The sequence below is a fragment of the Pseudomonas sp. P4_D7 genome (genome assembly GCF_056401755.1).
The window spans coordinates 18,689-41,107 of record NZ_JBFUIR010000016.1 but is presented as its reverse complement, the minus strand read 5'-3'; the positions used below and the strand labels follow the sequence as shown (position 1 = coordinate 41,107).

The 22,419-nt window shown below is 60.1% G+C and carries 22 protein-coding genes; 13 read left to right on the top strand and 9 right to left on the bottom strand.

Features of this window, described 5'->3' with window-relative positions; all coding sequences use genetic code 11:
* Nucleotides 1–54 precede the first annotated feature (54 nt).
* Nucleotides 55–903, top strand: a complete 849-nt coding sequence (locus AC1DVF_RS12740; RefSeq protein ID WP_099757038.1) for a cache domain-containing protein — start codon at nucleotides 55–57, stop codon at nucleotides 901–903.
* Between the two features lie 144 nt (nucleotides 904–1,047).
* Here AC1DVF_RS12740 and AC1DVF_RS12735 read toward each other — a convergent pair whose 3' ends face one another.
* Nucleotides 1,048–2,565, bottom strand: a complete 1,518-nt coding sequence (locus AC1DVF_RS12735; protein WP_320336417.1) for an MDR family MFS transporter — start codon at nucleotides 2,563–2,565, stop codon at nucleotides 1,048–1,050.
* Between the two features lie 79 nt (nucleotides 2,566–2,644).
* Nucleotides 2,645–3,829: a 4-hydroxybenzoate 3-monooxygenase gene (pobA, locus tag AC1DVF_RS12730; RefSeq protein WP_460131035.1), complete on the bottom strand. Its 1,185-nt coding sequence runs from the start codon at nucleotides 3,827–3,829 to the stop codon at nucleotides 2,645–2,647.
* Nucleotides 3,830–4,015: 186 nt separating this feature from the next.
* On the opposite strand from pobA, the gene AC1DVF_RS12725 reads away from it, so the two are divergent.
* Nucleotides 4,016–4,900: a helix-turn-helix domain-containing protein gene (locus AC1DVF_RS12725; protein WP_093430541.1), complete on the top strand. Its 885-nt coding sequence runs from the start codon at nucleotides 4,016–4,018 to the stop codon at nucleotides 4,898–4,900.
* A 134-nt stretch (nucleotides 4,901–5,034) separates the two neighbouring features.
* On the opposite strand, the gene AC1DVF_RS12720 is transcribed toward AC1DVF_RS12725, so the two are convergent.
* Together AC1DVF_RS12720 and AC1DVF_RS12715 are read right to left on the bottom strand one after the other, a co-directional pair.
* Nucleotides 5,035–5,211, bottom strand: a complete 177-nt coding sequence (locus AC1DVF_RS12720) for a hypothetical protein (protein WP_460092079.1) — start codon at nucleotides 5,209–5,211, stop codon at nucleotides 5,035–5,037.
* Between the two features lie 117 nt (nucleotides 5,212–5,328).
* On the bottom strand, nucleotides 5,329–6,234 hold the full coding sequence (locus AC1DVF_RS12715) for a LysR family transcriptional regulator (RefSeq protein WP_460092078.1): 906 nt from the start codon (nucleotides 6,232–6,234) through the stop codon (nucleotides 5,329–5,331).
* Nucleotides 6,235–6,348: 114 nt separating this feature from the next.
* Between AC1DVF_RS12715 and AC1DVF_RS12710 the strand changes: the two genes are divergently transcribed.
* Complete coding sequence (locus AC1DVF_RS12710; RefSeq protein WP_220556922.1) at nucleotides 6,349–7,227, top strand: MBL fold metallo-hydrolase; 879 nt, start codon at nucleotides 6,349–6,351, stop codon at nucleotides 7,225–7,227.
* A 45-nt stretch (nucleotides 7,228–7,272) separates the two neighbouring features.
* A complete protein-coding gene (locus AC1DVF_RS12705; protein ID WP_093430538.1) occupies nucleotides 7,273–7,887 on the top strand; it encodes an NAD(P)-dependent oxidoreductase in 615 nt (204 codons plus the stop codon).
* A 197-nt stretch (nucleotides 7,888–8,084) separates the two neighbouring features.
* Here the strand turns inward: AC1DVF_RS12705 and AC1DVF_RS12700 are convergent, their stop codons facing one another.
* Nucleotides 8,085–8,966, bottom strand: coding sequence for a LysR substrate-binding domain-containing protein (locus AC1DVF_RS12700; protein WP_477782535.1), 882 nt, complete (start codon nucleotides 8,964–8,966; stop codon nucleotides 8,085–8,087).
* A 137-nt stretch (nucleotides 8,967–9,103) separates the two neighbouring features.
* On the opposite strand from AC1DVF_RS12700, the gene AC1DVF_RS12695 reads away from it, so the two are divergent.
* The 6 genes from AC1DVF_RS12695 (at nucleotide 9,104) to AC1DVF_RS12670 (ending at nucleotide 16,523) form a co-directional block, all read left to right on the top strand.
* Complete coding sequence (locus tag AC1DVF_RS12695) at nucleotides 9,104–10,741, top strand: 5-guanidino-2-oxopentanoate decarboxylase (RefSeq protein ID WP_477782565.1); 1,638 nt, start codon at nucleotides 9,104–9,106, stop codon at nucleotides 10,739–10,741.
* Nucleotides 10,741–12,189 carry an aldehyde dehydrogenase family protein gene (locus AC1DVF_RS12690; protein ID WP_477782564.1) on the top strand — a complete coding sequence of 483 codons (1,449 nt, stop codon included), beginning with the start codon at nucleotides 10,741–10,743 and terminating at the stop codon, nucleotides 12,187–12,189. The genes AC1DVF_RS12695 and AC1DVF_RS12690 overlap by 1 nt, the downstream gene beginning before the upstream one ends.
* A 217-nt stretch (nucleotides 12,190–12,406) precedes the next feature.
* Nucleotides 12,407–13,510: an ABC transporter substrate-binding protein gene (locus AC1DVF_RS12685; RefSeq protein ID WP_093430534.1), complete on the top strand. Its 1,104-nt coding sequence runs from the start codon at nucleotides 12,407–12,409 to the stop codon at nucleotides 13,508–13,510.
* Nucleotides 13,511–13,700: 190 nt separating this feature from the next.
* Nucleotides 13,701–14,609, top strand: coding sequence for an ABC transporter permease (locus AC1DVF_RS12680; protein ID WP_116255099.1), 909 nt, complete (start codon nucleotides 13,701–13,703; stop codon nucleotides 14,607–14,609).
* Nucleotides 14,606–15,454 carry an ABC transporter permease gene (locus AC1DVF_RS12675; protein WP_460092076.1) on the top strand — a complete coding sequence of 283 codons (849 nt, stop codon included), beginning with the start codon at nucleotides 14,606–14,608 and terminating at the stop codon, nucleotides 15,452–15,454. The genes AC1DVF_RS12680 and AC1DVF_RS12675 overlap by 4 nt, the downstream gene beginning before the upstream one ends.
* A gap of 13 nt (nucleotides 15,455–15,467) precedes the next feature.
* Entirely contained in the window at nucleotides 15,468–16,523 is a 1,056-nt protein-coding gene (locus AC1DVF_RS12670) for an ABC transporter ATP-binding protein (protein ID WP_477782534.1), read from the top strand.
* A 210-nt stretch (nucleotides 16,524–16,733) separates the two neighbouring features.
* Here the strand turns inward: AC1DVF_RS12670 and AC1DVF_RS12665 are convergent, their stop codons facing one another.
* Entirely contained in the window at nucleotides 16,734–17,663 is a 930-nt protein-coding gene (locus AC1DVF_RS12665; RefSeq protein ID WP_093430530.1) for an AraC family transcriptional regulator, read from the bottom strand.
* A gap of 338 nt (nucleotides 17,664–18,001) precedes the next feature.
* On the opposite strand from AC1DVF_RS12665, the gene AC1DVF_RS12660 reads away from it, so the two are divergent.
* Both AC1DVF_RS12660 and AC1DVF_RS12655 read left to right on the top strand, forming a co-directional pair.
* Nucleotides 18,002–18,355, top strand: coding sequence for a putative quinol monooxygenase (locus AC1DVF_RS12660; RefSeq protein ID WP_093430529.1), 354 nt, complete (start codon nucleotides 18,002–18,004; stop codon nucleotides 18,353–18,355).
* A 43-nt stretch (nucleotides 18,356–18,398) separates the two neighbouring features.
* Nucleotides 18,399–18,641 carry a hypothetical protein gene (locus tag AC1DVF_RS12655; protein ID WP_116255098.1) on the top strand — a complete coding sequence of 81 codons (243 nt, stop codon included), beginning with the start codon at nucleotides 18,399–18,401 and terminating at the stop codon, nucleotides 18,639–18,641.
* 4 nt (nucleotides 18,642–18,645) lie between these two features.
* On the opposite strand, the gene AC1DVF_RS12650 is transcribed toward AC1DVF_RS12655, so the two are convergent.
* A complete protein-coding gene (locus AC1DVF_RS12650) occupies nucleotides 18,646–19,275 on the bottom strand; it encodes a flavin reductase family protein (protein WP_007912610.1) in 630 nt (209 codons plus the stop codon).
* 273 nt (nucleotides 19,276–19,548) lie between these two features.
* On the bottom strand, nucleotides 19,549–19,824 hold the full coding sequence (locus AC1DVF_RS12645; RefSeq protein WP_064119044.1) for a hypothetical protein: 276 nt from the start codon (nucleotides 19,822–19,824) through the stop codon (nucleotides 19,549–19,551).
* A 341-nt stretch (nucleotides 19,825–20,165) separates the two neighbouring features.
* On the opposite strand from AC1DVF_RS12645, the gene AC1DVF_RS12640 reads away from it, so the two are divergent.
* Nucleotides 20,166–20,921, top strand: coding sequence for a COG4705 family protein (locus AC1DVF_RS12640; protein WP_093430527.1), 756 nt, complete (start codon nucleotides 20,166–20,168; stop codon nucleotides 20,919–20,921).
* Nucleotides 20,922–21,071: 150 nt separating this feature from the next.
* On the opposite strand, the gene AC1DVF_RS12635 is transcribed toward AC1DVF_RS12640, so the two are convergent.
* Nucleotides 21,072–22,391 (bottom strand): MFS transporter, encoded by a 1,320-nt coding sequence (locus AC1DVF_RS12635; protein WP_093430526.1) that lies wholly within the window; start codon nucleotides 22,389–22,391, stop codon nucleotides 21,072–21,074.
* Nucleotides 22,392–22,419 lie beyond the last annotated feature (28 nt).

Sequence of the window (22,419 nt, the reverse complement as noted above, 5' to 3'; positions counted from 1 at the left end):
ATCAGCCCAAGCCGTCTACGCTCTTGAAACACCAACAAGAACGAGGGATGCGCTATGGGGTTTTTGCATAAAGTGGCCTGGCTCAGCGTGATGTTACTGGCCGGTTTCGGCCAGGCCAGCGCCGCCACGACCGCCAAGGATGACAGTCAGGCCGCCATCGCCTTGCTGGAAAAAGCCCTGGCCTATTACCACGACAATGGCGACAAGGCGTTCGCCGCGTTCAGCCGGCAGGGCGAGTTCGTCGACAAGGATCGCTACGTGTTCGTGGTCGACACCAAAGGCGTGATGCTCGCCAGCGGCGGGCCTTCATCAGCGTTGATCGGTCGTGACGTCAGTGAAGTGCTCGGCCCGGATTTGCAGAAAACCTTCAAGGACGCGTTGAAAGTGCCGGAAGGCAACGGCATCCAGCAGGCCGAATACCGTTGGCAGAACTGGTCGGACGGCAAGGTCGAGCGCAAGCATGTGTATTACCAGCGCATCGGTCAGCGGATTCTGGCGGTGGGTTACTACTTGCCGCGAGCCTCGGCCGAGCAGGCCAAGGCGTTGCTCGATAAAGCGGCGACTGATTTGGGCAAAGACGAGAAGGCCACGCTGACGGCGATCAACTCACTCAAGGGTGGCTACTTGCAGGACGACTTGTATGTGTTTGTGGTTGATCTGAACACCCAGCGCTACGTTGCCCACGGCACCAACCTGCGCTTGATCAACACCGACTTCGGCAAGATCAAGGATCCGGATGGCAAACCGGTGGGCGAGCCGATTCTGGCGCTGATCGGCAAGCAGGATGACGGTGAGTATGAATACCGCTGGAAGAACCCGGTGACCGGCAAGGTTGAGGACAAACATGCCTACCTGAAGAAGGCCGGGCATTTCCTTGTAGCCGTCGGTTACTACAGCCCCTGAACGAAATGCCGCTCTTGTACTGATCGTTCCCACGCTCCGCGTGGGAATGCAGCCCGGGACGCTCTGCGTCCCATCCAAAGCCGAACGCAGAGCGTCCGTTGAGGCATTCCCACGCAGAGCGTGGGAACGATCAACGGGAGAAAGTTATTTGGCGCCGTGCTCGCGTCCGCGCAGCAGGTTGTTCGGCATCGCAATCGCTGCCGCCAATCCCAGCAACGACACCGCCGCACTTACCCACAGCAAATGCCGGAACGTGACCAGCAATTCCGCACGCAAGGCGTTCTGCGCATCCCCCGGCGCGGCGTTCAGACCATCGAGCAGGACGTTGCCCGAATGCCCTTCGCTCATCAGTGAACTGCTTGCCAGATGGGCGAAGCTGGAGTCCTGTAACAACGCCAGCAACAGCGCCGACATCAACGCCACGCCCACTGCGCCGCCGAGGGAGCGAAACAGGTTGGTGGTGCTGGTCGCTACGCCGATGTCGCGTTGCTCTACCGAGTTTTGCGTGCCGACCAGCGAAGTCGGGAATTGCATGCCGCTGGAGATACCGCAGAGCAACATGAACAGACCACTGACCAGCGTCGCCTCGGGTGGGCTGAACGCCATACCGAAGATCGCAACCGGCATCAGCATCGCACCGGTCAGAATCTGCGGTTTGTAGCGTCCGGTAATCGACGTGCGACGCCCGGCGAAAAACGCACCAATCGGCAGCCCCATCGCCAGCGGCAGCAAGTGCAACGCGGCACTGTCGGCCCCTGCCCCAGTGACACTCTGAAAGCGCAGCGGCATCAGCACGATCAACGAAATCGCCTGGAAACTGGTGAAGAAAATCGTGCACCAGCACAGCAGCGCGTTGCGATTGGCGAACAGGTGCATCGGCAGCAACGGCTCCCGCGCCCGGCGTTCGTGCCAGACAAACAGCGCCAACACCACCACCGCACATGCAAACAGCCCGAGCACTTCACTGCTGCGCCACGAATGACCCTGGCCAACCTGAGTGATGCCCAGCAGCAGGGCAGTGAGGCCGATGATCATCAGCAGCGTGCCGAGGTAATCGATGACCGGTTTGCGCTGGGGAATCGGCAGGCCACGCAGATTGCGCCGCGCCACCCACCAGGCACCGAGGCCCAGCGGCAGGTTGATCAGAAATACCCAGCGCCACGACAGGTACTCGGTCATGTAACCACCGAGTACCGGGCCGGCGACACTGGCCACCGCGTACATGCTGCTGAAGTAACCCTGATAACGCCCGCGTTCACGCGGCGGCACGATGTCACCGATGATTGCCTGACTTACCGAGATCATCCCGCCGGCGCCGATGCCCTGAAGGATCCGCGCCAGCACCAGTTGCTCCATGCTCTGCGCCATGCCGCAAAAGAGTGAGGCGAGGGTGAACAGGCCCATGCCGAACAGCATCAATTTGCGCCGCCCGTACAAGTCGCCGAGCTTGCCGTAGATCGGCACGGCCACCGTCATCGCGACCATGTACCCGGAAATCACCCAGGCCAGCAGGCTGACGTCCTTGAACTGCGCAGAAATGGCCGGCATCGACACGGCGACAATGGTTTGGTCCAGCGCGCCGAGAAAGATCGCCATCATCAGCGCGACCAGCACGCTGCGAATGGCCGGTTTGGGCGTTTCGGGGTGATTGAGATTGGTCACGGGCAAAACCTGCGGGCAGTGAGAGTCCCGCAGATCATCAGGCGAGCGGGGATGCTCGCCAGTGTAAGTCGGTAGCAGGCTATTCGATAGCCTCATAAGGAAGTCCGACGTAATTTTCTGCAATGGTTTTTCGCCCTGCTTCTGAACTGACAAAGTAGTCCAGTTCCGAGGCGCTGATGCGCTGGCTGAACGCATCGTGGTCATCGAAGCGATGCAGCATCGAGGTCATCCACCAGGAAAAGCGCTCGGCTTTCCACACGCGGCGCAGGCAGATTTCCGAGTATTTCTCCAGCAGATCGGTGCGCTCGTCGCGATAAACCTTCAACAGAATATTGAACAGCGTACTGACGTCGCTGGCGGCCAGATTCAAACCCTTGGCGCCAGTGGGCGGGACGATATGCGCCGCGTCGCCGACGAGAAACATCCGTCCGTACTGCATCGGCTCGACGACAAAACTGCGCAGCGGCGCGATGCTCTTTTCAATCGATGGGCCAGTGACCAGCTTCTCGGCAAGCTCCACCGGCAGACGATTTTTCAATTCATCCCAAAAGCGCTGATCGCTCCAGTCATCGACATTTTCATCCGCCGGCACTTGCAGGTAATAGCGGGTGCGGGTGGCCGAACGCATGCTGCACAGGGCGAAGCCACGTTCATGGCGGGCGTAGACCAACTCCTCATGCACCGGCGGTGTGTCCGCCAGAATCCCCAGCCAGCCAAACGGATAAACCCGCTCGAAGACCTTCAGGCTATCGGCCGGAATCGACTGCCGCGCGACCCCGTGGAAACCATCGCAACCGGCGATGTAATCGCAATCGACGCGAAAGGTTTCGCCGTCCTTTTCGAAGGTGACAAATGCCTCGTCGCTTTTCATGCCGTGAGGAACGACATCCCTCGCCTGGTAAATGGTCGGCGCACCAGCCTCCCGACGAGCGGCCATCAGGTCGCGGGTGACTTCGGTCTGGCCGTAGATCATCACGCTCTTGCCACCGGTCAGCGCGTGCAGATCGATGTGCACCTGACGTCCGTCCAGGGCCAGATCGAAACCGCCATGCACCAGACCTTCGGCGTCCATGCGCTGACTCACGCCAGCCTGACGCAACAGCTCTACCATGCCCTGTTCAAGTACCCCGGCGCGAATGCGTCCGAGCACGTAATCAGGTGTCTGGCGTTCAAGGATGAGGGTGTCGATACCAGCGTTGTGCAGCAACTGGCCGAGGAGCAATCCGGACGGACCGGCGCCGATAATGGCGACTTGGGTTTTCAGCGTTTTCATTGTTTTTATGGCTCGCAAGCTTCACGCGACAAGCGCCGGTGAATATTTTTTATGGATCGAGTGCTTGCATTTTTCCCTTGCGGGTCTGTCAATTGAAGGTGAAAACTGAGCTGATACCTGTACATTCTGCCAATCGGTGCGATTATCGCCCACAACCCCGAGGCCTGGATTGAAGTGATGAACAAGCCTGAGCTGCCTTCGATTCCAGTGTTCAAGCTCTACGGTGAAAGCCTGGACTGGCCGACCCCTGACTTGCTGCACTGTGAAACCATTTCCTCCCGCAGTCGCGAACATGAGTGGGAAATCAAACCCCACCGCCATGCTGATTTGTGCCAGTTGCTCTTCGTCTTCAAAGGTCAGGCAGAGCTTGAGATCGAAGGGCAGCGCACGCAACTCCAAACCCCGGCGATTCAAGTGCTGCCACCGTTATCGGTGCACGGCTTTCGCTTTTCCGAAGACGTCGAAGGGTTCATCGTTACCCTCGCCACACCGCTGATCAATCACTTGCAGGCGCAACTGGGCGATTCGGTGCACGCACTGGCCAGTGCAGAAAACTACCCGGCAGGCACCGACGGTGATTACCTCAACAGCCTGTTCTCGGCATTGCAGGCCGAATACAACGGTCATCAACCGGCGCGGGAAATGCTCATGCATTCGCTGGTCAGCGTGATCATGGTCTGGGTCAGCCGGCAGGCGATCGTGCGGCACAAAGCCAGTCAGCGGCCGCAACGTCAGCGCGAATACCTCAATGGCTTTATTCAATTGGTCGAGGAAACTTATCGCCAGCATGTGAAGGTTGAAGACCTGGCGCATCGGCTGGGGATTTCGGTATCGCACCTTAACGGCACTTGCCGTGAACTGGCGGGGCAACCGGCGTTGCAGATCATGCACGAGCGTCAGTTGCTGGAAGCCAAGCGCTTGCTGACCTACACCAGCATGACGATTTACGAGATGTCGGAGTTGTTGGGGTTTTCCGATCCGACCAACTTCACGCGCCTGTTTCGGCGCCGGGTGGGGATATCGCCAAAAGCCTTCCGCGACCGATTGAAAGCCGAACAATAATTTCATAACCACACTAAACACTGTGGGAGCGAGCTTGCTCGCGAAGCGGTGTATCAGCCGCCAGTAATGGTGATTGACACACTGCATTCGCGAGCAAGCTCGCTCCCACAGGGGCGCATTCCAGCTCAATTACCTCAGCGCAATGCGTTCAGAGTGGCATTGTGCGGAATGCAGCGCTCGAAGTTGCAGCTCGCATACTCGCGCGGCAGTTGTCGCAGCTGTTCGACCCGCCAGGCAGCGGTGCCGTACAGTGCCAGGGTGGCGGCGCAGGTGATGAAAATCGCGATGTACCTTCTTGTTTTGATGTTCATGGCGTAGACCTCTGAACGACATACCTTGCGGTATTACTTTCAGCATAGGTCAGCGCTGGGGAGTTGCCAGCGAGTGTGCTTGAGGATTTAACCGGCCATTCAGCACATTGGATCGGTTTACAGATCAACGTCCCATTGCGGATGCTCAGGAAAGCGCTCTACCAGAAAATCCAGCATGCTGCGCAGCGCCGCCGGCATGTGTTTGCGTGAGGCGTACACCGCGTAGATGTTCATCTGTCGCGGCTCGGCATGGGGCAGCAGGCGGACCAGTTCGCCGCTGTGAATATGCACCCCGGCCTGATAGGTCGGCAGCATCGCCACCCCCGCGCCAGCCAGTGTCGCGCGCAATAACGTGCTGGCCTCGTTGGCGCTGATATTGCCCTGCACCGGCACTGAAACCGGTTCGCCATCCTCCTCGAAATGCCACAGGCTTTTGCCGAAATACGAGTGCGTCAGGCAATTGTGTCTGCTCAGATCCTCGACCCGTAATGGCGCCGCTTGCTCCTGCAGATAAGCGGGCGCGGCGCAGACTACCGAACGACAAACGGTCAGGCGTCGGGCGATCAGGTTGGGGTCGAGATCGTTACTGGTGCGAATCGCCAGGTCGATGCGCTCATCGACCAGATTCACCGTGCGATCGAGCATTTGCAGATCGATGCTCACACCTGGGTAGCGTTTGACGTAGGCGGCCATCGCATCCGCCAGTTGGGCCTGGCCGAACGAAGTGCTGACGCTGATCCGCAATAGCCCGCGCGGGGCATCGTGGGGTTCGCTGACGGCGGCCTGCATGTCGCTCGACAACTCCAGCATCTGCCGGCAGCGCGGCAGAATCTCACTGCCGGCGGCGGTCAGGCTCAACTTGCGCGTGGTGCGGTGCATCAGGCGCGCGCCGACCCAGTCCTCCAGCTCTGCCAGATAACGTGAAACCACCGGCCGCGAAAGGTCCAGATGATCGGCCGCTGCCGACTGGCTGCCCAGGTCCACCACGGTGACAAACACCCGCATTGCTTGGAGACGATCCATGATTTGCCCGCTTTCAGAAACAAACTATGTTCAAGCATCGCATTTTTTGTACTGAGTCAGGCAACTAAGCTCTGTTCCATCGCCAAACACGGCATTCGGACATCGGAGCAACAGATGATCGGCTTCACCACACTCAAACGCGTTCTGCTCGCCACTGCTTCCCTGGGTTTCGCCGCGCATGCAGCGGCTGCCAATCTGACCCTGGATGTCTACAACCCAGGGACAAACGCGATTTTTCCGGTGACCTCGGTGCTGGTCAGCGGTGAAAAAGACGCGATCCTCGTTGATGCGCAATTCGGCAAATCCCAGGCCGAGCAAGTCGTGGAAAAGATCCGCGCCAGCGGCAAGCACCTCACCACTATCTACATCAGCCATGGCGACCCGGATTATTACTTCGGCCTTGATACCCTGACCAAGGCATTCCCGGAGGCCAAGGTATTGGCCTCGCAGCCGACGGTTGATCACATCAACAAAACCGTCGCCGGCAAACTGGCCTTCTGGGGCCCGAAAATGGGCGCCGACGTGCCGGCGAAAACCATCGTGCCGGGCGTGCTCAAGGGTGACAGCCTGATGCTCGAAGGGCAGAAATTGCAGGTCATCGGCCTCGACGGCAAACAACCGGATCGCAGTTTTGTGTGGATCCCGTCGCTCAAAGCCGTGGTCGGTGGTGTGGTTGTCGCCGAAAACATCCACGTATGGATGGCCGATACCCAGAGCGCGCAATCCCACGCCGACTGGCTGGAAACGTTGCACTCGATCGAAACCCTCAAACCGAACACCGTGGTGCCGGGTCACTACCTGGGTGACAGCCGCCGCTCGCTGGCCAGCGTGAAATTCACCGCCGACTACATTAAGGCTTTCGACGCGGAAACCGCCAAGGCCAAAGATTCCGCCGCACTGATCGCCGCGATGAAAAAGCGCTACCCGACACTCGGCGAAGAAAGTTCGCTGGAGTTGAGCGCGAAAGTCGCCAAGGGCGAAATGCAGTGGTAAGCCGATTCTGAAAACGCAGCACTCTCAAGCCAACTGGAGAATGTCATGAGCAAGATCGCAATCATTGGTGCCACCGGCCGAGCCGGTAGCCAACTGCTGGAAGAAGCCCTGCGTCGCGGCCATAGCGTCACCGCTATCGCCCGCGATACCTCGAAGATCGGCGCCCGTAGCGGTGTGGTCAGCAAGAAAGTCGATGTGCTGGATTCGGCCGCGTTGCAGGACGCCGTGGCCGGTCATGATGTGGTGATCACCGCCGCGCATTTTGCCACCGTGCCTGCGGCGGCGATTGTCGGGCCGGTGAAGCAGGCAGGCGTTCAGCGTTTGCTGGTAGTGGGCGGTGCCGGTTCGTTGTTGCTGCCGGACGACACGCGAGTGATCGACAGTGCGGGGTTTCCGGCCGAGTACAAAACTGAAGCCAGTGCGGGTGCGGCGTTTCTTGAGGCGTTGCGTCAGGAGCAGGAGCTGGACTGGACCTTTCTGTCGCCTTCGGCGGAGTTTGTCGAAGGTGAGCGTACGGGTAGTTTCCGTGTCGGCCAGGATCACTTGCTGGTGAGCGCTGAAGGGCGTAGCTGGATCACCTTTGCCGATTACGCGATTGCGCTGATCGACGAAGTGGAAACGCCGAAGCATTCGCGTCAGCGGTTTACTGTCGGGTACTGAGTGAATCCTTGCCCCTCACCCCAGCCCTCTCCCGAGGGAGAGGGAGCCGACCGAGGTGTCTGGCGCTGTACATCGACCTGAAAAAATCCAGTCGATTATGGATTCAAAGCCAATTGTTCAGGTCGCTGAACCTCTTCAATATCCCCCAATCAGTCCCCTCTCCCTCTGGGAGAGGGTTAGGGTGAGGGGAAATAGCCTCACCGCAAATGCGCCTGCTCAACCAGCCAGATCATCAATTCTTCCAGCTGCGGCGAAGGCTCGGTTCCCGCAGGCACCACCACGTAATACGCCAGCCCTGTTTTCACCTTCAACTCAAACGGCATCACCAGCCGTCCGGCACGCAAGTCGTCGCCGATCAACGACCAGTCGCCAATCGCCACCCCCGTCCCATGCGACGCCATCGACATCGCCTGATCCAGCGTTTCGAAATGCTGGCCCATGTTGACGTTATTCAACTGCAGTTCGGCCGCCGTCAGCCAGACCTTCCAGTCCTGAGTGTCGCGGGTCGGATGCAACAACAGATGCTGTTGCAGATCGGCCGGGTCGGACAGTTCCGGTGGGCCTTTCAAAAGTGCCGGTGAGCAAACCGGGGTCAGTTGTTCATCGAACAGATGCAGCGCGGTCGAGGAGTTGTCCGGCGGCGCTCCATAGATCACCGCCGCGTCGAACTGCTCGCGCTGAAAATCCACGCCATGGGCCAACGTCGTGGTCAGTTTGACCGGCACATCCGGGCGTTCCTTTTGCCATTGCAGCAGGCGCGGCACCAGCCAGCGCATCACACAACTGGGCGCCTTGAGTTGCAGGGTTTCGCGCTTGAGACCGATCTGCTCGGTGGCCTCAGTGATCAGACCGAAGACCTTCTCCACCCGTGGCAACCACTCCCGGCCTTCGGCCGTCAACTCCAGGCCACGGGCCAGACGGATGAACAGTTCATACCCCAGATGATCTTCCAGCCCGGCGATCTGCCGGCTCACCGCGCCTTGTGTGATGTGCAATTGCTCGGCGGCCCGGGTGAAGTTGCAGCACTGCGCGGTGATCAGAAACGTGTGCAGGGCGGGCAGGGGAGGCAGTCGTTTCATGGGGATCCAAGGTATGACGTAAGGACATGGCTAGTATGACTTTTAATCGATTGTTGCCGCTACCTGCCGACCGTTCAATGAGCCCATTGAAGGCCTGCATGGGCCTTGTGTCTCAAACGAACAAGAAGGGCAATGACATGGCGACGTGTGGCGAAGTACTGGTCAAGTTACTCGAAGGTTATGGGGTCGAGCAGGTGTTCGGCATTCCCGGCGTGCACACCGTTGAGCTGTATCGCGGGCTGGCCCGTTCGAGCATCAACCACGTCACCCCACGGCATGAACAGGGCGCCGGTTTCATGGCCGACGGTTATGCGCGCACCAGCGGCAAACCGGGTGTGTGCTTCATCATTACCGGCCCGGGCATGACCAACATCTCCACCGCCATGGGCCAGGCTTACGCCGACTCGATCCCGATGCTGGTGATCTCCAGCGTACAGAGCCGCAACCAGTTGGGCGGCGGGCGCGGCAAGCTGCACGAGTTGCCGAACCAGAGCGCACTGGTCGCTGGCGTCGCAGCGTTCTCTCACACCCTGATGTCGGCGTCGGAATTGCCCGGCGTGCTCGCTCGCGCATTCGCCTTGTTCCAGGCCGGGCGTCCGCGTCCGGTGCACATCGAAATTCCGCTGGACGTGTTGGTGGAAGAGGCCGATGAGTTGCTCGCCAGTGTCCCGGTCAACATCGACCGCGCCGGTGCCGCGCCCGCTGCCGTGAGTCGTATGAGCGCGTTGCTGGCCGGTGCCCAACGTCCGTTGATTCTCGCCGGTGGCGGTGCGATCGATGCCGCAGCAGAGATTACCGAACTGGCTGAACTGCTCGACGCACCTGTAGCGCTGACCATCAACGCCAAAGGTCTGTTGCCGTCGACGCATCCGCTGCTGATCGGCTCTACACAAAGCCTGGTCGCCACCCGCGAATTGGTCGCCGATGCCGATGTGGTGCTGGCGATCGGCACCGAACTGGCCGAAACCGATTACGACGTGACCTTCGCCGGTGGTTTCGAGATTCCCGGCAAGCTGCTGCGCATCGACATCGACGCCGATCAGACCGTGCGTAACTATCCGCCACACGTCGCCCTGGTTGCCGATTCGCGCAATGCCGCGCAGGCATTGCTCAGCGCCTTGTCGCACAAAACGCTGGCCGAGCGCCGCAACGATTGGGGCCAGGTACGCGCGGCGCGTCTGCGTGATGATCTGGCCGCGACCTGGGATGCAGCGACGCTGGCGCAAACCCGTTTCCTCGAAACCGTGCTGCACGAATTGCCCGACGCGGTGTTCGTCGGCGACTCCACGCAACCGGTGTACACCGGCAACCTGACCTTCAACCCGGAGCGTCCGCGTCGCTGGTTCAACTCGTCGACCGGCTACGGCACCCTCGGCTATGCGTTGCCGGCAGCGATTGGCGCATGGCTCGGTGGACAACCCGATAAAGGTGCACGGCCACCGGTGGTGTGCCTGATCGGCGACGGTGGTCTGCAGTTCACCCTGCCGGAACTGGCCAGCGCCGTCGAAGCGCGCACCCCGGTGATCGTCCTGCTGTGGAATAACCAGGGCTACGAAGAGATCAAGAAATACATGGTCAACCGCGCCATCGAACCGGTCGGCGTCGACATCTACACCCCGGACTTCATTGGCGTGGCCAAGGCCCTCGGCTGCGCCGCCGAAGCGATCAACTCAGTGGAACAACTGCGCAGTGCACTGCGTGCCGCGACCGATCGCCAAGGCCCGAGCGTAATCGAAATCGACCAGAACCAGTGGATGCAGGCGGTGGCCAAGTGATCAATTTTCCAACCACACTCGACGGCCTCTACATCAACGGCCAATGGTCGGCCGGCCGCGAACATCTGCGCGTGATCAACCCGGCCACTGAGGCGTTGCTGACCACTGTCAATGGTGGTGACGAGCACGCGGTGAGCCAGGCCGTGAGCGCTGCGACTGAAGCATTCAAGGACTGGTCGCAAACCAGCGGTGCCGAGCGCGGCGCGATTCTGCGCAACATCGCCAATGGCGTGCGCAACGGTCGCGATCACTTGATGAAACTGCAATCGAGCAACAACGGCAAACCGCAGTTCGAAGCGGCCATCGACGTCGACGATGTGATCGCCACCTTCGAGTACTACGCCGAACTCGCTGAAGGCCTCGACGCCAGACAGGACAGCAACGTGCCGCTGCCCAGCGATGATTTCAGCGCACGCTTGCGCCGCGAGCCGTGCGGCGTGGTCGGGCTGATCGTGCCGTGGAATTTCCCCATGGTCACCACCGCGTGGAAACTCGCGCCGGCCCTCGCCGCCGGGTGCTGCGTGGTGCTGAAACCGTCGGAAGTCACGCCGCTGCCGGAGCTGGAACTGGCGGCGATCATCGCCGAAGCCGGCCTGCCCAAAGGCGTGTTCAACGTTGTTTGCGGCACTGGCCTGGCGGTCGGTGCACCACTGTCGGCGGATCCGCGCATCGCCAAGATTTCCTTCACCGGTAGTAACGCCGTCGGTGTCCAGGTGATGCAGCGTGCCGCCGAAACGGTGAAGGGCGTGAGCCTGGAACTGGGCGGCAAATCTTCGCTGCTGGTGCTCGAAGATGCTGATCTGCAATTAGCGGTCGAGCTGGCTTGCGGTGGCGGTTTCTTCAATGCCGGGCAGATGTGCTCGGCCACCAGCCGTGTGTTGGTTGCCGATGAATTGGCGGATGAATTCCTTGAACGTTTGCACAAGCGTGCGCAAGCGATTCGCGTGGCGGATCCGTTCGACCCGGACGTGGAGATGGGCGCACTGGTCAATCAGGCGCAATACCAGCGCGTGCTTGGTCACATCGACCGGGGGCTGAGCGCTGGCGCGAAGCTGGTGTGCGGCGGTAATCGTCCGGCAGATCTGCCACGCGGTTATTTTTTGCAGCCGACGGTGTTCACCGACGTGCCCCTCGACAGTGCGCTGTGGTGCGAAGAGATTTTCGGCCCGGTGCTGTGTGTGCGCCGTTTCAGCAGCGAAGCCGAGGCAATTGCCCTGGCCAACGACAGCCAATTCGGCCTGGTCGCCAGTGTGGTGACGCGTAACGCCGAGACCGCCGAGCGGGTCGCCAACGCCCTGCAGGCAGGGCTGGTGTGGCTCAACGCGCCGCAAGTGATCTTCCCGCAGGCGGCGTGGGGCGGTTACAAGCAGAGCAGCATCGGCCGCGAATTGGGGCCGTGGGGCCTGGCCGCGTTTCAGGAAATCAAACACGTGATCCGGGCGCTCTGAACGCCCGAAAAAGGTCAGCGCATGCCTCGCAACGAGGCATGCGTCGGCGTCATGGCTTCAATGAGTTTTTATCGATAGTCAGGTGTTTTGCACGACCTCAGGATGAACCCGTCGGCAGCGCTGCAGGCCTTTGAAAACAAGGCTTTCAGCGGACCCGGCCGCGCGGATGCAACGGTTGCGACCAACCTCATACTTAAAAGAACAAAGGGAGTCCGTCATGGGCGAGCACGATCTGAACAGGCGTCAATTCATTAAAACCGTCGGCGTCGCCTCGGTGGCGGCGGCTGCCCTGAGCATGCCCTTCATCCGGGCGAGCGCCAGCGACACCCGCTTCGCCGGCAAGACCCTGCGTTTGCTGACCTGGTCGGATGACACCGGCCTCGCGGCACTGCGCAACATCGCCGCCACGTTCGAAGCCAAGACTGGCGCCAAGGTCATCGCCGACCGCACCGGCAGCACTTCGGAAATGGTAGCCAAACTCAAGGCCGGCGGTGATCGTCCGCAGTACGACATCATCACGTTGGCAGGCGTCGGCGCCGAAGGTCTGGCGGCCGCCGGGCTGCTGGAAAAACCCGACCTCAACCGCATTCCCAACCTGGTCGACGTCCCGGAAAAATACCGTACCGGCGCCAACGGGCACGGCATCGGTTACCTGTTGTGGTGCAACAGTCTGGTCTACAGCACTCGCACCCAGAAAGAGGCGCCGAGCAGTTATGCCGCGTTGTGGGATGCCGATCTGGCGCCGAATATTTTTCTGCCACCGCCGAACTGGACCGAGGCGATGGACCTGATCATCATCGCCGCGAAACTGGCCGGCGGTGACGAACACAACATTGAGCCGGGCTTCAAGAAGCTCGCCGAACTCAAGGATCGCGTGGTGACGTTGGGCGAAAACCCGAACCAGATTGCCGAGCTGTTCCGCACCGGTTCGCTGGACATGGGCGGCCTCTATGCCCCGGCATTTTTCCCCAAACAGATTCGCGATCCGAACTACGGCCTCGGCGCTACGTTCGGCATGAAGGAAGGGTTCTACACCGACCTGATGCTCTCGGTGATGCCGAAGAATCGGCCGGGCGACACCGACCTGGCCTACGCCTTCATCGACCACTCCCTCGACCCGCTGGTGCAGGGCAAGATGGCCGAGGACATCTTCAACGGCCCGGTCAACGCCAAGGCGATCATCTCCGCCGAAGCGCGCAAGAGCCCGTTCATCCTCACGCCGGAGCAGATTGCCGAGAAGGCGATCATGCACGACAACGCCTTCCTGGCCACCGTGCATGACCAATGGATTCGTCGCTATACGGAAATTTTTTCTTCCTGAGCCGAACACAAACCTTCAGAACACCACAAATCCCCTGTAGGAGTGAGCCTGCTCGCGATAGCGTCATACCAGTCAACCTATTAGGTGGCTGACACACCGCTATCGCGAGCAGGCTCACTCCTACAAGGGGGCGGGGGTGGTTTGGAGAGTTGTGTTCGTCAGTTGTTTTTCCATTGACGAGATTATTGCTATGGAACATCAATCCCTGACCCAAGCGGTCGGCGCTGCTGCCGTGCGCCCGGTGCGCGGTGTTTCGCCCACCGCGCGGGCGTGGTTTTTCCTCACGCCGTCGATGCTGTTTCTCGGCGTGCTGATCGCCGCCAGCCTGCTGGTGCTGCGCATGAGCGTCGGCACCAAAGGCGCGGAGTGGAGCGGTTTCAGCCTGGCCAGTTATGCCCAGTTGCTCGAACCCTATTACTTGAAATCCTTGCTGCTGACCTTGCGTCTGGCACTGATCAGCGCGGTGATTGCCGTGGTGCTGGCGATCCCGGTGGCGTACACCATGTCGCGGCTGACCTCGCCGTTTCTGCGGCGGATTTTCCTCGCAGCGGTGCTGCTGCCGTTGCTGGTCAATCTGCTGCTGCAAAGCTACGGCTGGCTGGTGATTCTCGGTCCCGGCGGCATGCTCAATCAGGCGCTGATGGGCCTCGGCCTGATCAAGCGCCCGATCATGTTGCTGTACAACCAGAACGGCGTCCTGATGGGCCTGGTGCAAACAGCGTTTCCACTCGCGGTGTTGCCGATTGCCAGCGCCATGCGCGGCGTCGCCCGCACCTATGAGGAAGCGGCTGCGACCCTCGGTGCCAGCCGTTTTCAAGTGTTCCGCCAAGTGGTTCTGCCGATGAGTTTGCCGGGGATCATCACCGGTGCAACGTTGGTGTTCGCCTACAACGCCAGCAGCTTCGTGGTGCCGTTGCTGCTCGGAGGCCGTCGCGTGCCGATGCTGGCGGTGATGGTGCATGACCAGATCGCGCCGCTGATGAACTGGCCTGCCGCGTCGGCAGCCGGGGTGGTGCTGATCGTCACCACGCTGGCGATCATGACTCTCTCTGAATACATCACTGGCCGTCGTCGGCGTCTGCTGGAGGCTTCGCAATGAGTGCCCTGACCAAGAAGCGCATGGCGCTGCTGCCCGGCGAAACCGGCAAATTCGCCGGCATCCTCTCCGGCTTCATTCTGCTGCTGGCGGTGTTGCCGATCCTGACCATGATCGTCATGTCGTTCAGCGGTGCGTCGAACCTCGACTTCCCACCGAGCAGCTACAGCCTGCAATGGTACAAAGCGGCCTGGCACACCTTTGTTTCGCCGGACGCCAGCGACGTGCTCAGTCTCGGTCAGGCCATGGCCACCAGCCTGTTGGTGTCGTGCCTGACGATGGTTTTCGCCACGCTGATTGCCGTACCCGCCGCGTATGCGCTGACCCGCTGCGAATTCCGTGGCAAGACCGTGGCGCTGCAACTGATGTCGCTGCCGCTGGTGTTCCCGATGGTGGTGTTGGGCCTGGCCTTGCTGCTGGTGTTCGACAGCCTGCCGTTCCACATGACCACCTCGCGGCTGGTGATTGCCCACGTGATTCTGGCGCTGCCGTTTGTGGTGAAGAACTGCACCGCAGCGATGCTTTCCATCGGCAGCGAAGTCGAGGAAGCGGCGCGAATGCTTGGCGCTTCACCGCTGCGCGCGATTGTCGATGTGGTGGTGCCGTTGATGAAGTCGGGGATTCTGGCGGGCATGCTGCTGGCGTTCATCGTCTCGTTCAACGAATTCACCGTGACCTATTTCCTCTACACCATCGACGTCATGACCGTGCCGATCTGGATGTACAGCCGCACCGTGTCATCGCTCGACCCTACCGTGTTCTCGTTTGCCGTGCTGATCGTGCTGATCGACTTCGTCCTGATCTGGGCGCTGGAGAAGCTGGTGGGCGAGGGCGGCGTTTCCTTTTGATTTGAGGTGCAACATGACTGGTCTGATTCTGGAAAACGTCGAGAAATTCTACGGCTCGGCGTGCGCGGTACAAGACGTCAACCTGCATTTGCCGGAAGGCAAACTGGTGTGTTTCCTCGGCCCTTCCGGCTGCGGCAAAACCACCTTGCTGCGGATGATCGCCGGGCTGGAAACCCTCACTGGCGGCGAGATACGCCTGGACGGCGAAGATATCGGCCAGACCCCGGCGCACCTGCGCAACTTCGGCATGGTGTTCCAGTCGCTGGCGCTGTTCCCGCACATGACCGTCGGCGAGAACATCGCCTACCCGTTGAAACTGCGCGGCGTCAGCAAGGCTGATCAGCACAAGCGCGTGGTCGAGTTGCTGGAGCTGATCCAGTTGCAGGCGATGATCGATCGCCCGGTGGCGAAACTTTCCGGCGGCCAGCGGCAGCGCGTGGCGATTGCCCGGGCGATTGCCTCGCACCCGAAAATCCTCCTGCTCGATGAGCCGCTGTCGGCGCTCGACGCCAAGCTGCGCGAATCGATGCAGGTGGAAATCCGCCAACTGCAGCAGCGCCTGAACATCACCACGATCATGGTCACCCACGATCAGCGCGAAGCGATGACCATGGCCGATATCGTCGTCGTGCTGGGCGAACACAAGGTGCAGCAGGTCGGTACGCCGATTGACATCTATCGGCATCCGGCCAATGAGTTTGTCGCGGACTTCATCGGCTCGGGCAATATTTTCCCGGCCACGGCGCTGGGCGATGGCAAGGTCAGCCTGCCGGGTGGTGACGCGCTGCAAGTGCCGATCTGTAGCAGCATTGTCGTGGGGCAGAAAGTGAAGATGCTGATTCGTCCGGAAGACCTGCAACTGTCGGCAGCGCAGGCGACGGCGGGGAATCGCTTGCTCGGTAAGGTGACGTTTGTGCGTGATATCGGCGCGACCATCGAGACCACGGTGGAGTGTTCCGGGGTGACGTTTACGGCGTTGAGTACGCCGTGTCAGGGGATCGGATTGGCGATCGGGCATCCGGTGTCGGTGACGTTGCCGGTGGAGGCTTGTCGGGTGTTGGGAGCTTAGATTGGGGGCTGACTCCAAATCGCCCCTCACCCCAGCCCTCTCCCGGAGGGAGAGGGGGCCGACCGAGGTGTCTGGCGCTATCCATCGACCTGAGATATCGAGTCGATTATGGATTCGGCAAAGTACTTTCAGGTCAGCGTACTTCTTCAATATCCCCCATTCAGTCCCCTCTCCCTCGGGGAGAGGGCTAGGGTGAGGGGCTTCTAACGGTCACACCGAAAGCCGCAACCGCGCCAAATCCCTTAACGGCGGTGCACCAAACAAGCGGCTGTACTCACGGCTGAACTGCGACGGACTTTCATACCCGACGCGATACCCCGCCGCCGACGCTTCCAGCCCCTCCGCCAACATCAACCGCCGCGCCTCTTGCAGGCGCAACTGCTTCTGATACTGCAAGGGACTCATCGCCGTCATCGCCTTGAAACGGTGATGCAAGGTCGAGACGCTGAGGTTCACTTCTTTCGCCAAATCATCAATGCGCAGCGGCTGTTCGAAGTTGCCGTTCAACCATTTGATCGCCTGACTGATGCGATGGCTCTGGCTATTGGCGATCGCGATTTCATACAAACGATGGCCCTGCGGGCTGCGCAACAGGCGATAAAGAATCTCCCGGCGAATCAGCGGCGCGAGCATGGCGATGTCTTTCGGTGCATCGAGCAAGCGGGCCAGTCGCAGCACGGCATCGAGCATCGAACTGTCGATCTGCTCGACATACAAACCCCGCCCGGTCGGCCGGGTCGGCACGCCCATCGGACCGGCGTCGGCGATCAGCGCGGTGATTTCGGTCGGGTCGATATCCAGGCGCACGGCGAGGATCGGTTCTTCTGGCGAGACATTCACCACGCGCCCGCTCAACGGCATCGAAACCGACACCACCAGGTAATTCAGCGGATCGTAATTGAAGAACTCGTCGGCCAGCCGCACCTCTTTGCGTCCCTGCGCCATGATGCACAGCGCCGGTTGCGCGAGCACCGGGGCAAAGTCGTGGGATCGGGTGTGACGCGACATGAACAGCGAGCCGATGGCGGTCTCGTAGCTGCCATCGTCGGTGGTGTTGCGGCGGATGATCGCCGCCAGTTCCGCGCGCTGTTTTTCCATGTCAGCGGTGGGTTCGGCTTGAAAACGATCGAATGACGTCATGCACGGCATCCTCGGCAGGGGAGGTGGAATGGAGCAGAGCATATGTTTGTGCAAGCACCAGCGGTAGACACATCCTGCGAAATGCTTGCCTGATCCTGCATGGGTTTGTGGGCGGGCTCAGCCATAGCAGGTTGTAGGGCGGCAAAGTTGCTTGATACGCCGTATGACAACCGTGTGACGCAGTTTTACAGGTTGTTACAGGTCTTCTGCGCAGTCTCGCAGGATTGTGCAACGCAGCGACAGGAATCGACTAACGGCGGCTGGCGTGCGGCCCTTAACCTTTGATCCTGTCGCAGCCCGTCCCCCGGCTGCCACGCGACTCCCTGGGAGGGTTGAACATGTCCAAGCAGATTCCCGTCAGTCATATGGCCTTCGTTCGAGCGCGCGCCGGGCGTTCGGCGGAACTCGGTGTACGCCTGAGCGCGTTGATCGAGCCGTCCCGCGCCGCCCCCGGTTGCCTGAGCTTTGCCTTGCAGCATTCGCAGTGTGATCCCGAGTTGTGGCTGGTCTCCGGCTTCTGGAGCAGCCAGCAAATGATGACCAACTATTTCAACAGCCCATCGATGGAAATCTTCGCCGAGCTGGTGCAGGAACTGGTGGTCAACAGCCTCGACTTCCACACGTTCAAGGACGTGTCGGCGGCGCAAGCCCTCGGTCAATGCCCGGCGCCGGTACACAAACTCGTCGGTTGAGGGTTTAATGTCCGGCTTGTTTGTCTGAGCCGGGATATGTGACATGGCACGTAAAGAGTTCGAACACTTCGAAGCAGTTTCCGCAGTCGTCCCCGTCGAGTTGGGCGGCAACAAGGGCTATCACGCGGCAATCGCGGTCAAGGCCCTGGTCGATGGCGGTGCACCACGCTTTCACAAACTGTTGAATGACCAGATCTTCCCCGGCGCCATTGCCGCTGATGAAGCGGCCATCAAGGAGCTGGATAACCTCAATGGCGTCACTGAAGACGCCGAGTTGATCTGGTAACGCGTTACTTGTTGGCGCCCGGACGCCACATCTTGAACAGGGCCTCAGGCCCCAACTGGAAATAATCCGCCGGCCCGCCGCCGCGCAGAATCGGTTCTGCCGCGGCGGTGTCGTAGATTCCATCCTTCAACAGCCACTTGGCGATATGCACGGCGACCACTTCGCCGAGGATCAGCCAGCTCGGCACCGTCTCGCCATCAGCGCGCTGCAATTGAATGATCTGCGTGACCTTGCATTCGAAGGACACCGGACTTTCTGCGACCCGTGGTACTGAAATCACTTTTGACGCCACTGTCGTCAAACCCGCCAATTCAAACTCGTTGACCTCAGGCGCGACCATCGCGCAGCTCTGGTTCATCTGCTCGGCCAGCGGCCGGGTGGCGAGGTTCCAGACGAACTCGCCGGTCTGCTCGATGTTGTTCAGGCTGTCTTTGCGCCCGACGCTGGAAAAACCAATGATCGGCGGAATGTAGTTGAAGGCATTGAAGAAGCTGTACGGCGCCAGGTTCAAGCGGCCGTTGGCATCCTGTGAAGAAATCCAGCCGATCGGGCGTGGGCCGACGATGGCGTTGAACGGATCGTGGGGCAGACCGTGGCCGTTGGCGGGTTCGTAGAAGTGGATGTCATCGGGCATGGCGGGTGGTCCTGGAGAGTGCTGAGTCAGGTGGCCAATAGTGCAAGCACGCAACGCATATTTCCAGCAGACACCGGAATTCCAGGCTATGAAATTCCCCTGTGGGAGCGAGCTTGCTCGCGAAAGCGTCGGGTCAGTTGCATTGATATCGCCTGACACAACGCCTTCGCGAGCAAGCTCGCTCCCACAGGGTTCGGTGTGAACTCATGAAAGGGGCATGCCCCAAAATGACTAAGCCCGGCCAAGGCCGGGCTGTGGGAGGACTGCTGATACTTAGCTGATGGCAGCGGCGGTGCCGGTTTTGTCGAAGCCGTCAGCAGCGACCGTTTTACCCAGGTTGGTTTTATCGAAGCCATCGGCAGCAACAGCTTTGCCGATGTTGGTTTTATCAAATCCATCAGCAGCGTAAGTGCCGGTGTGGCTGGTTTCGATGGCGGCGCTGGCACCGTTGATGAAGTCAGCGGATTTGGTTTTGTCCGAGCCATCGGCAGCGAAAGTGTTGGCGGCCAGTACGGACAGGGTCAGGGCGAGGATCAGTTTGGTTTTCATGTCGGTTACTCCGGATTCGTTGGCGATGTGTGTTGCATGGGTCTAATGCTACGCCAAATAAATTGATTAAAAAGCGCAAATTAATGCTAAGAACAATCGATTAACTTGATGTTAAGGGCGACGCGTTGAATTCGCTTTCGTCGTCGCAGCGAGCGTCGCGCAGGTCATCGATCAGGTGATTGCAGAATGAGGGGGCAGCATTAATTAGCGATTAATCGCTGTTTTGTGCGGCATGACAGATTTTTCATACTTTGCCGACCGCTTTTTCACCGTTGCAACGCCAGTCTGCCCGTGGCCAGAAAACCAAGAACCGGCCGTCACACACTGGAGCGTTGCCTGCGATGAATAAACTGCCTCAAATCACCTTGGCCTTCTGGGTCATGAAAATCTGCGCGACGACCCTGGGGGAAACCGCGGGCGATTTGTTGTCGATGACCCTCAACGTCGGCTACGCCATGAGCTCGCTGATCCTGATCAGCGTGTTTGTGCTGACGCTGATCACGCAGTTGATGGCCAAGACCTACAAGCCGCTGCTGTACTGGATCGTGATCCTGTCCACCAGCACCGCCGGCACGACCATGTCGGACTTCATGGACCGCACCCTCGGACTCGGTTACGCCACCGGCTCGATGATCCTTATCGCGATCCTGCTGGCGATCTTCGCCGCTTGGCGCCTGAGCGGTGATTCGCTCAACGTCAGCAAGGTGCAGACCTTCCGTGGCGAGATGTTCTACTGGATGGCGATTCTGTTCTCCAACACCCTCGGCACCGCGCTGGGCGATTACCTGGCCGACGACTCGGGCCTGGGATTTGCCGGTGGTGCGTTACTGATCGGCTCGACGATTGCCGTGGTCGTGCTGCTGAAATACTTCACGAAGATTTCCACGGTGGTGCTGTTCTGGGTGGCGTTCGTGCTGACCCGGCCGTTTGGCGCGACGTTGGGTGACTTGATGACCAAGCCCCATGAGAAGGGCGGGCTGGACTTTGGCACCATCGGTTCGTCGGCGGTGCTGGCGGGGATTCTGCTGGTGATGATTGTCGGCGCTTCGTATGCGCAGAAACGTTATGGCAAGCCGCAGGTTGCCGAGTTGACTTAATACCGAGTTGAGCTCATTCGCGAGCAAGCTCGCTCCCACAGGGTAATGGGGTGCCCACAGAATATGTGAACACCACCGACCACTGTGGGAGCGAGCTTGCTCGCGAAGGGGCCAGAACAATCACCACAATGGTGACTGAATCTACACCGGTCAGTCAGTCACAATGCGCGAATGCTTCTGGGTGTCCTTCATGGTGATGTACACCAGCAACGACACCGCGATGCACGCCGTCACATACCAGTAGTAACCGGTTTCCATGCCGATGCTCTTGAACCACAGCGCGATGTATTCAGCGGTGCCGCCGAAGATCGACACGGTCAGTGCATACGGCAGGCCAACGCCCAGGGCGCGGATCTCGGTCGGGAACAGTTCGGCTTTCACCACCGCGTTGATCGAGGTGTAGCCGCTGACGATGATCAGCGCTGCCATGATCAGGAAGAACGCGCCCCACCAGGTTTGAATGGTGTGCAGGGTCATCAGGATTGGCACGGTGAAGATCGTCCCCAGCACGCCGAAGGCGATCAGGATCGGACGACGACCGATCTTGTCCGAGAGGCCGCCGATGATCGGTTGCAGGCACATGAACAGGAACAGCGTGGCGGCAGAAATGGTGGTCGAGTCGGAGATGCTCATGCCGACGGTGTTCACCAGGTATTTCTGCATGTAGGTGGTGTAGGTGTAGAACGCCAGGGTGCCGCCCATGGTCAGGCCGACTACGGTCAACAGTTCTTTGGGATGGCGCATCAAGGTGCGCATGGCGCTTTCCTTGGACTTCTCTTTCTTGGTGAACGACTCGGTTTCTTCCATGCCGCGACGCAGGTACAGCGCCACGACCGCACACAGCGCGCCGATGGCGAACGGAATACGCCAGCCCCACGCGTACAGTTGTTCAGTGGTCAGCACGTTCTGCAGCACTATCAGGACGCCCAGCGCGATGAGCTGGCCGGAGATCAGGGTCACGTACTGGAAGCTGGAGAAGAAGCCGCGACGTTCCTTGGTCGCCATCTCCGACAGATAGGTCGCCGAGGTGCCGTATTCGCCGCCGACCGACAGGCCTTGCAGCAAGCGCGCGAACACCAGCAGGATCGGCGCGCCGATGCCGATGGTTTCGTAGTTCGGGCTGAGGGCGATCAGCAGCGAGCCGAAGCACATCAGGTAGACCGAGGCCATCAAGGCTTTTTTACGGCCGACCTTGTCGGCGTACATGCCCATCAGCCAGCCACCAATCGGACGCATCAGAAAGCCGACGGCGAAGATCGCGGCGGTGTTCATCAGTTGGGCGGTGGTGGAACCGGCGGGGAAGAAGGTTTTTGCGAAATACAGGGAGAAGGCGGCATACACGTACCAGTCGTACCACTCGACCATGTTGCCGACGGAACCGCTGAAGATCGATTTGATCCGGCTGGCGGTGGTTCTTTCTTTGGCCGGCGCAGCAGCCGACCCAAGTGGCAGGGCGTTGGAGTTATCCATTGAAGGATCCTTCGTTTAATTGTTTTTG

Coding starts and splice junctions, on each gene's coding strand:
- AC1DVF_RS12740 (WP_099757038.1), top strand. CDS start 55: ATGGGGTTTTTGCATAAAGTGGCCTGGCTCAGCGTGATGTTACTGGCC.
- AC1DVF_RS12665 (WP_093430530.1), bottom strand. CDS start 17,663: ATGACGTCATTCGATCGTTTTCAAGCCGAACCCACCGCTGACATGGAA.
- AC1DVF_RS12715 (WP_460092078.1), bottom strand. CDS start 6,234: ATGGATCGTCTCCAAGCAATGCGGGTGTTTGTCACCGTGGTGGACCTG.
- AC1DVF_RS12680 (WP_116255099.1), top strand. CDS start 13,701: ATGGAACATCAATCCCTGACCCAAGCGGTCGGCGCTGCTGCCGTGCGC.
- AC1DVF_RS12725 (WP_093430541.1), top strand. CDS start 4,016: ATGAACAAGCCTGAGCTGCCTTCGATTCCAGTGTTCAAGCTCTACGGT.
- AC1DVF_RS12700 (WP_477782535.1), bottom strand. CDS start 8,966: ATGAAACGACTGCCTCCCCTGCCCGCCCTGCACACGTTTCTGATCACC.
- AC1DVF_RS12650 (WP_007912610.1), bottom strand. CDS start 19,275: ATGCCCGATGACATCCACTTCTACGAACCCGCCAACGGCCACGGTCTG.
- AC1DVF_RS12635 (WP_093430526.1), bottom strand. CDS start 22,391: ATGGATAACTCCAACGCCCTGCCACTTGGGTCGGCTGCTGCGCCGGCC.
- AC1DVF_RS12660 (WP_093430529.1), top strand. CDS start 18,002: ATGTCCAAGCAGATTCCCGTCAGTCATATGGCCTTCGTTCGAGCGCGC.
- AC1DVF_RS12695 (WP_477782565.1), top strand. CDS start 9,104: ATGGCGACGTGTGGCGAAGTACTGGTCAAGTTACTCGAAGGTTATGGG.
- AC1DVF_RS12640 (WP_093430527.1), top strand. CDS start 20,166: ATGAATAAACTGCCTCAAATCACCTTGGCCTTCTGGGTCATGAAAATC.
- AC1DVF_RS12675 (WP_460092076.1), top strand. CDS start 14,606: ATGAGTGCCCTGACCAAGAAGCGCATGGCGCTGCTGCCCGGCGAAACC.
- AC1DVF_RS12645 (WP_064119044.1), bottom strand. CDS start 19,824: ATGAAAACCAAACTGATCCTCGCCCTGACCCTGTCCGTACTGGCCGCC.
- AC1DVF_RS12710 (WP_220556922.1), top strand. CDS start 6,349: ATGATCGGCTTCACCACACTCAAACGCGTTCTGCTCGCCACTGCTTCC.
- AC1DVF_RS12685 (WP_093430534.1), top strand. CDS start 12,407: ATGGGCGAGCACGATCTGAACAGGCGTCAATTCATTAAAACCGTCGGC.
- AC1DVF_RS12670 (WP_477782534.1), top strand. CDS start 15,468: ATGACTGGTCTGATTCTGGAAAACGTCGAGAAATTCTACGGCTCGGCG.
- AC1DVF_RS12705 (WP_093430538.1), top strand. CDS start 7,273: ATGAGCAAGATCGCAATCATTGGTGCCACCGGCCGAGCCGGTAGCCAA.
- AC1DVF_RS12720 (WP_460092079.1), bottom strand. CDS start 5,211: ATGAACATCAAAACAAGAAGGTACATCGCGATTTTCATCACCTGCGCC.
- AC1DVF_RS12655 (WP_116255098.1), top strand. CDS start 18,399: ATGGCACGTAAAGAGTTCGAACACTTCGAAGCAGTTTCCGCAGTCGTC.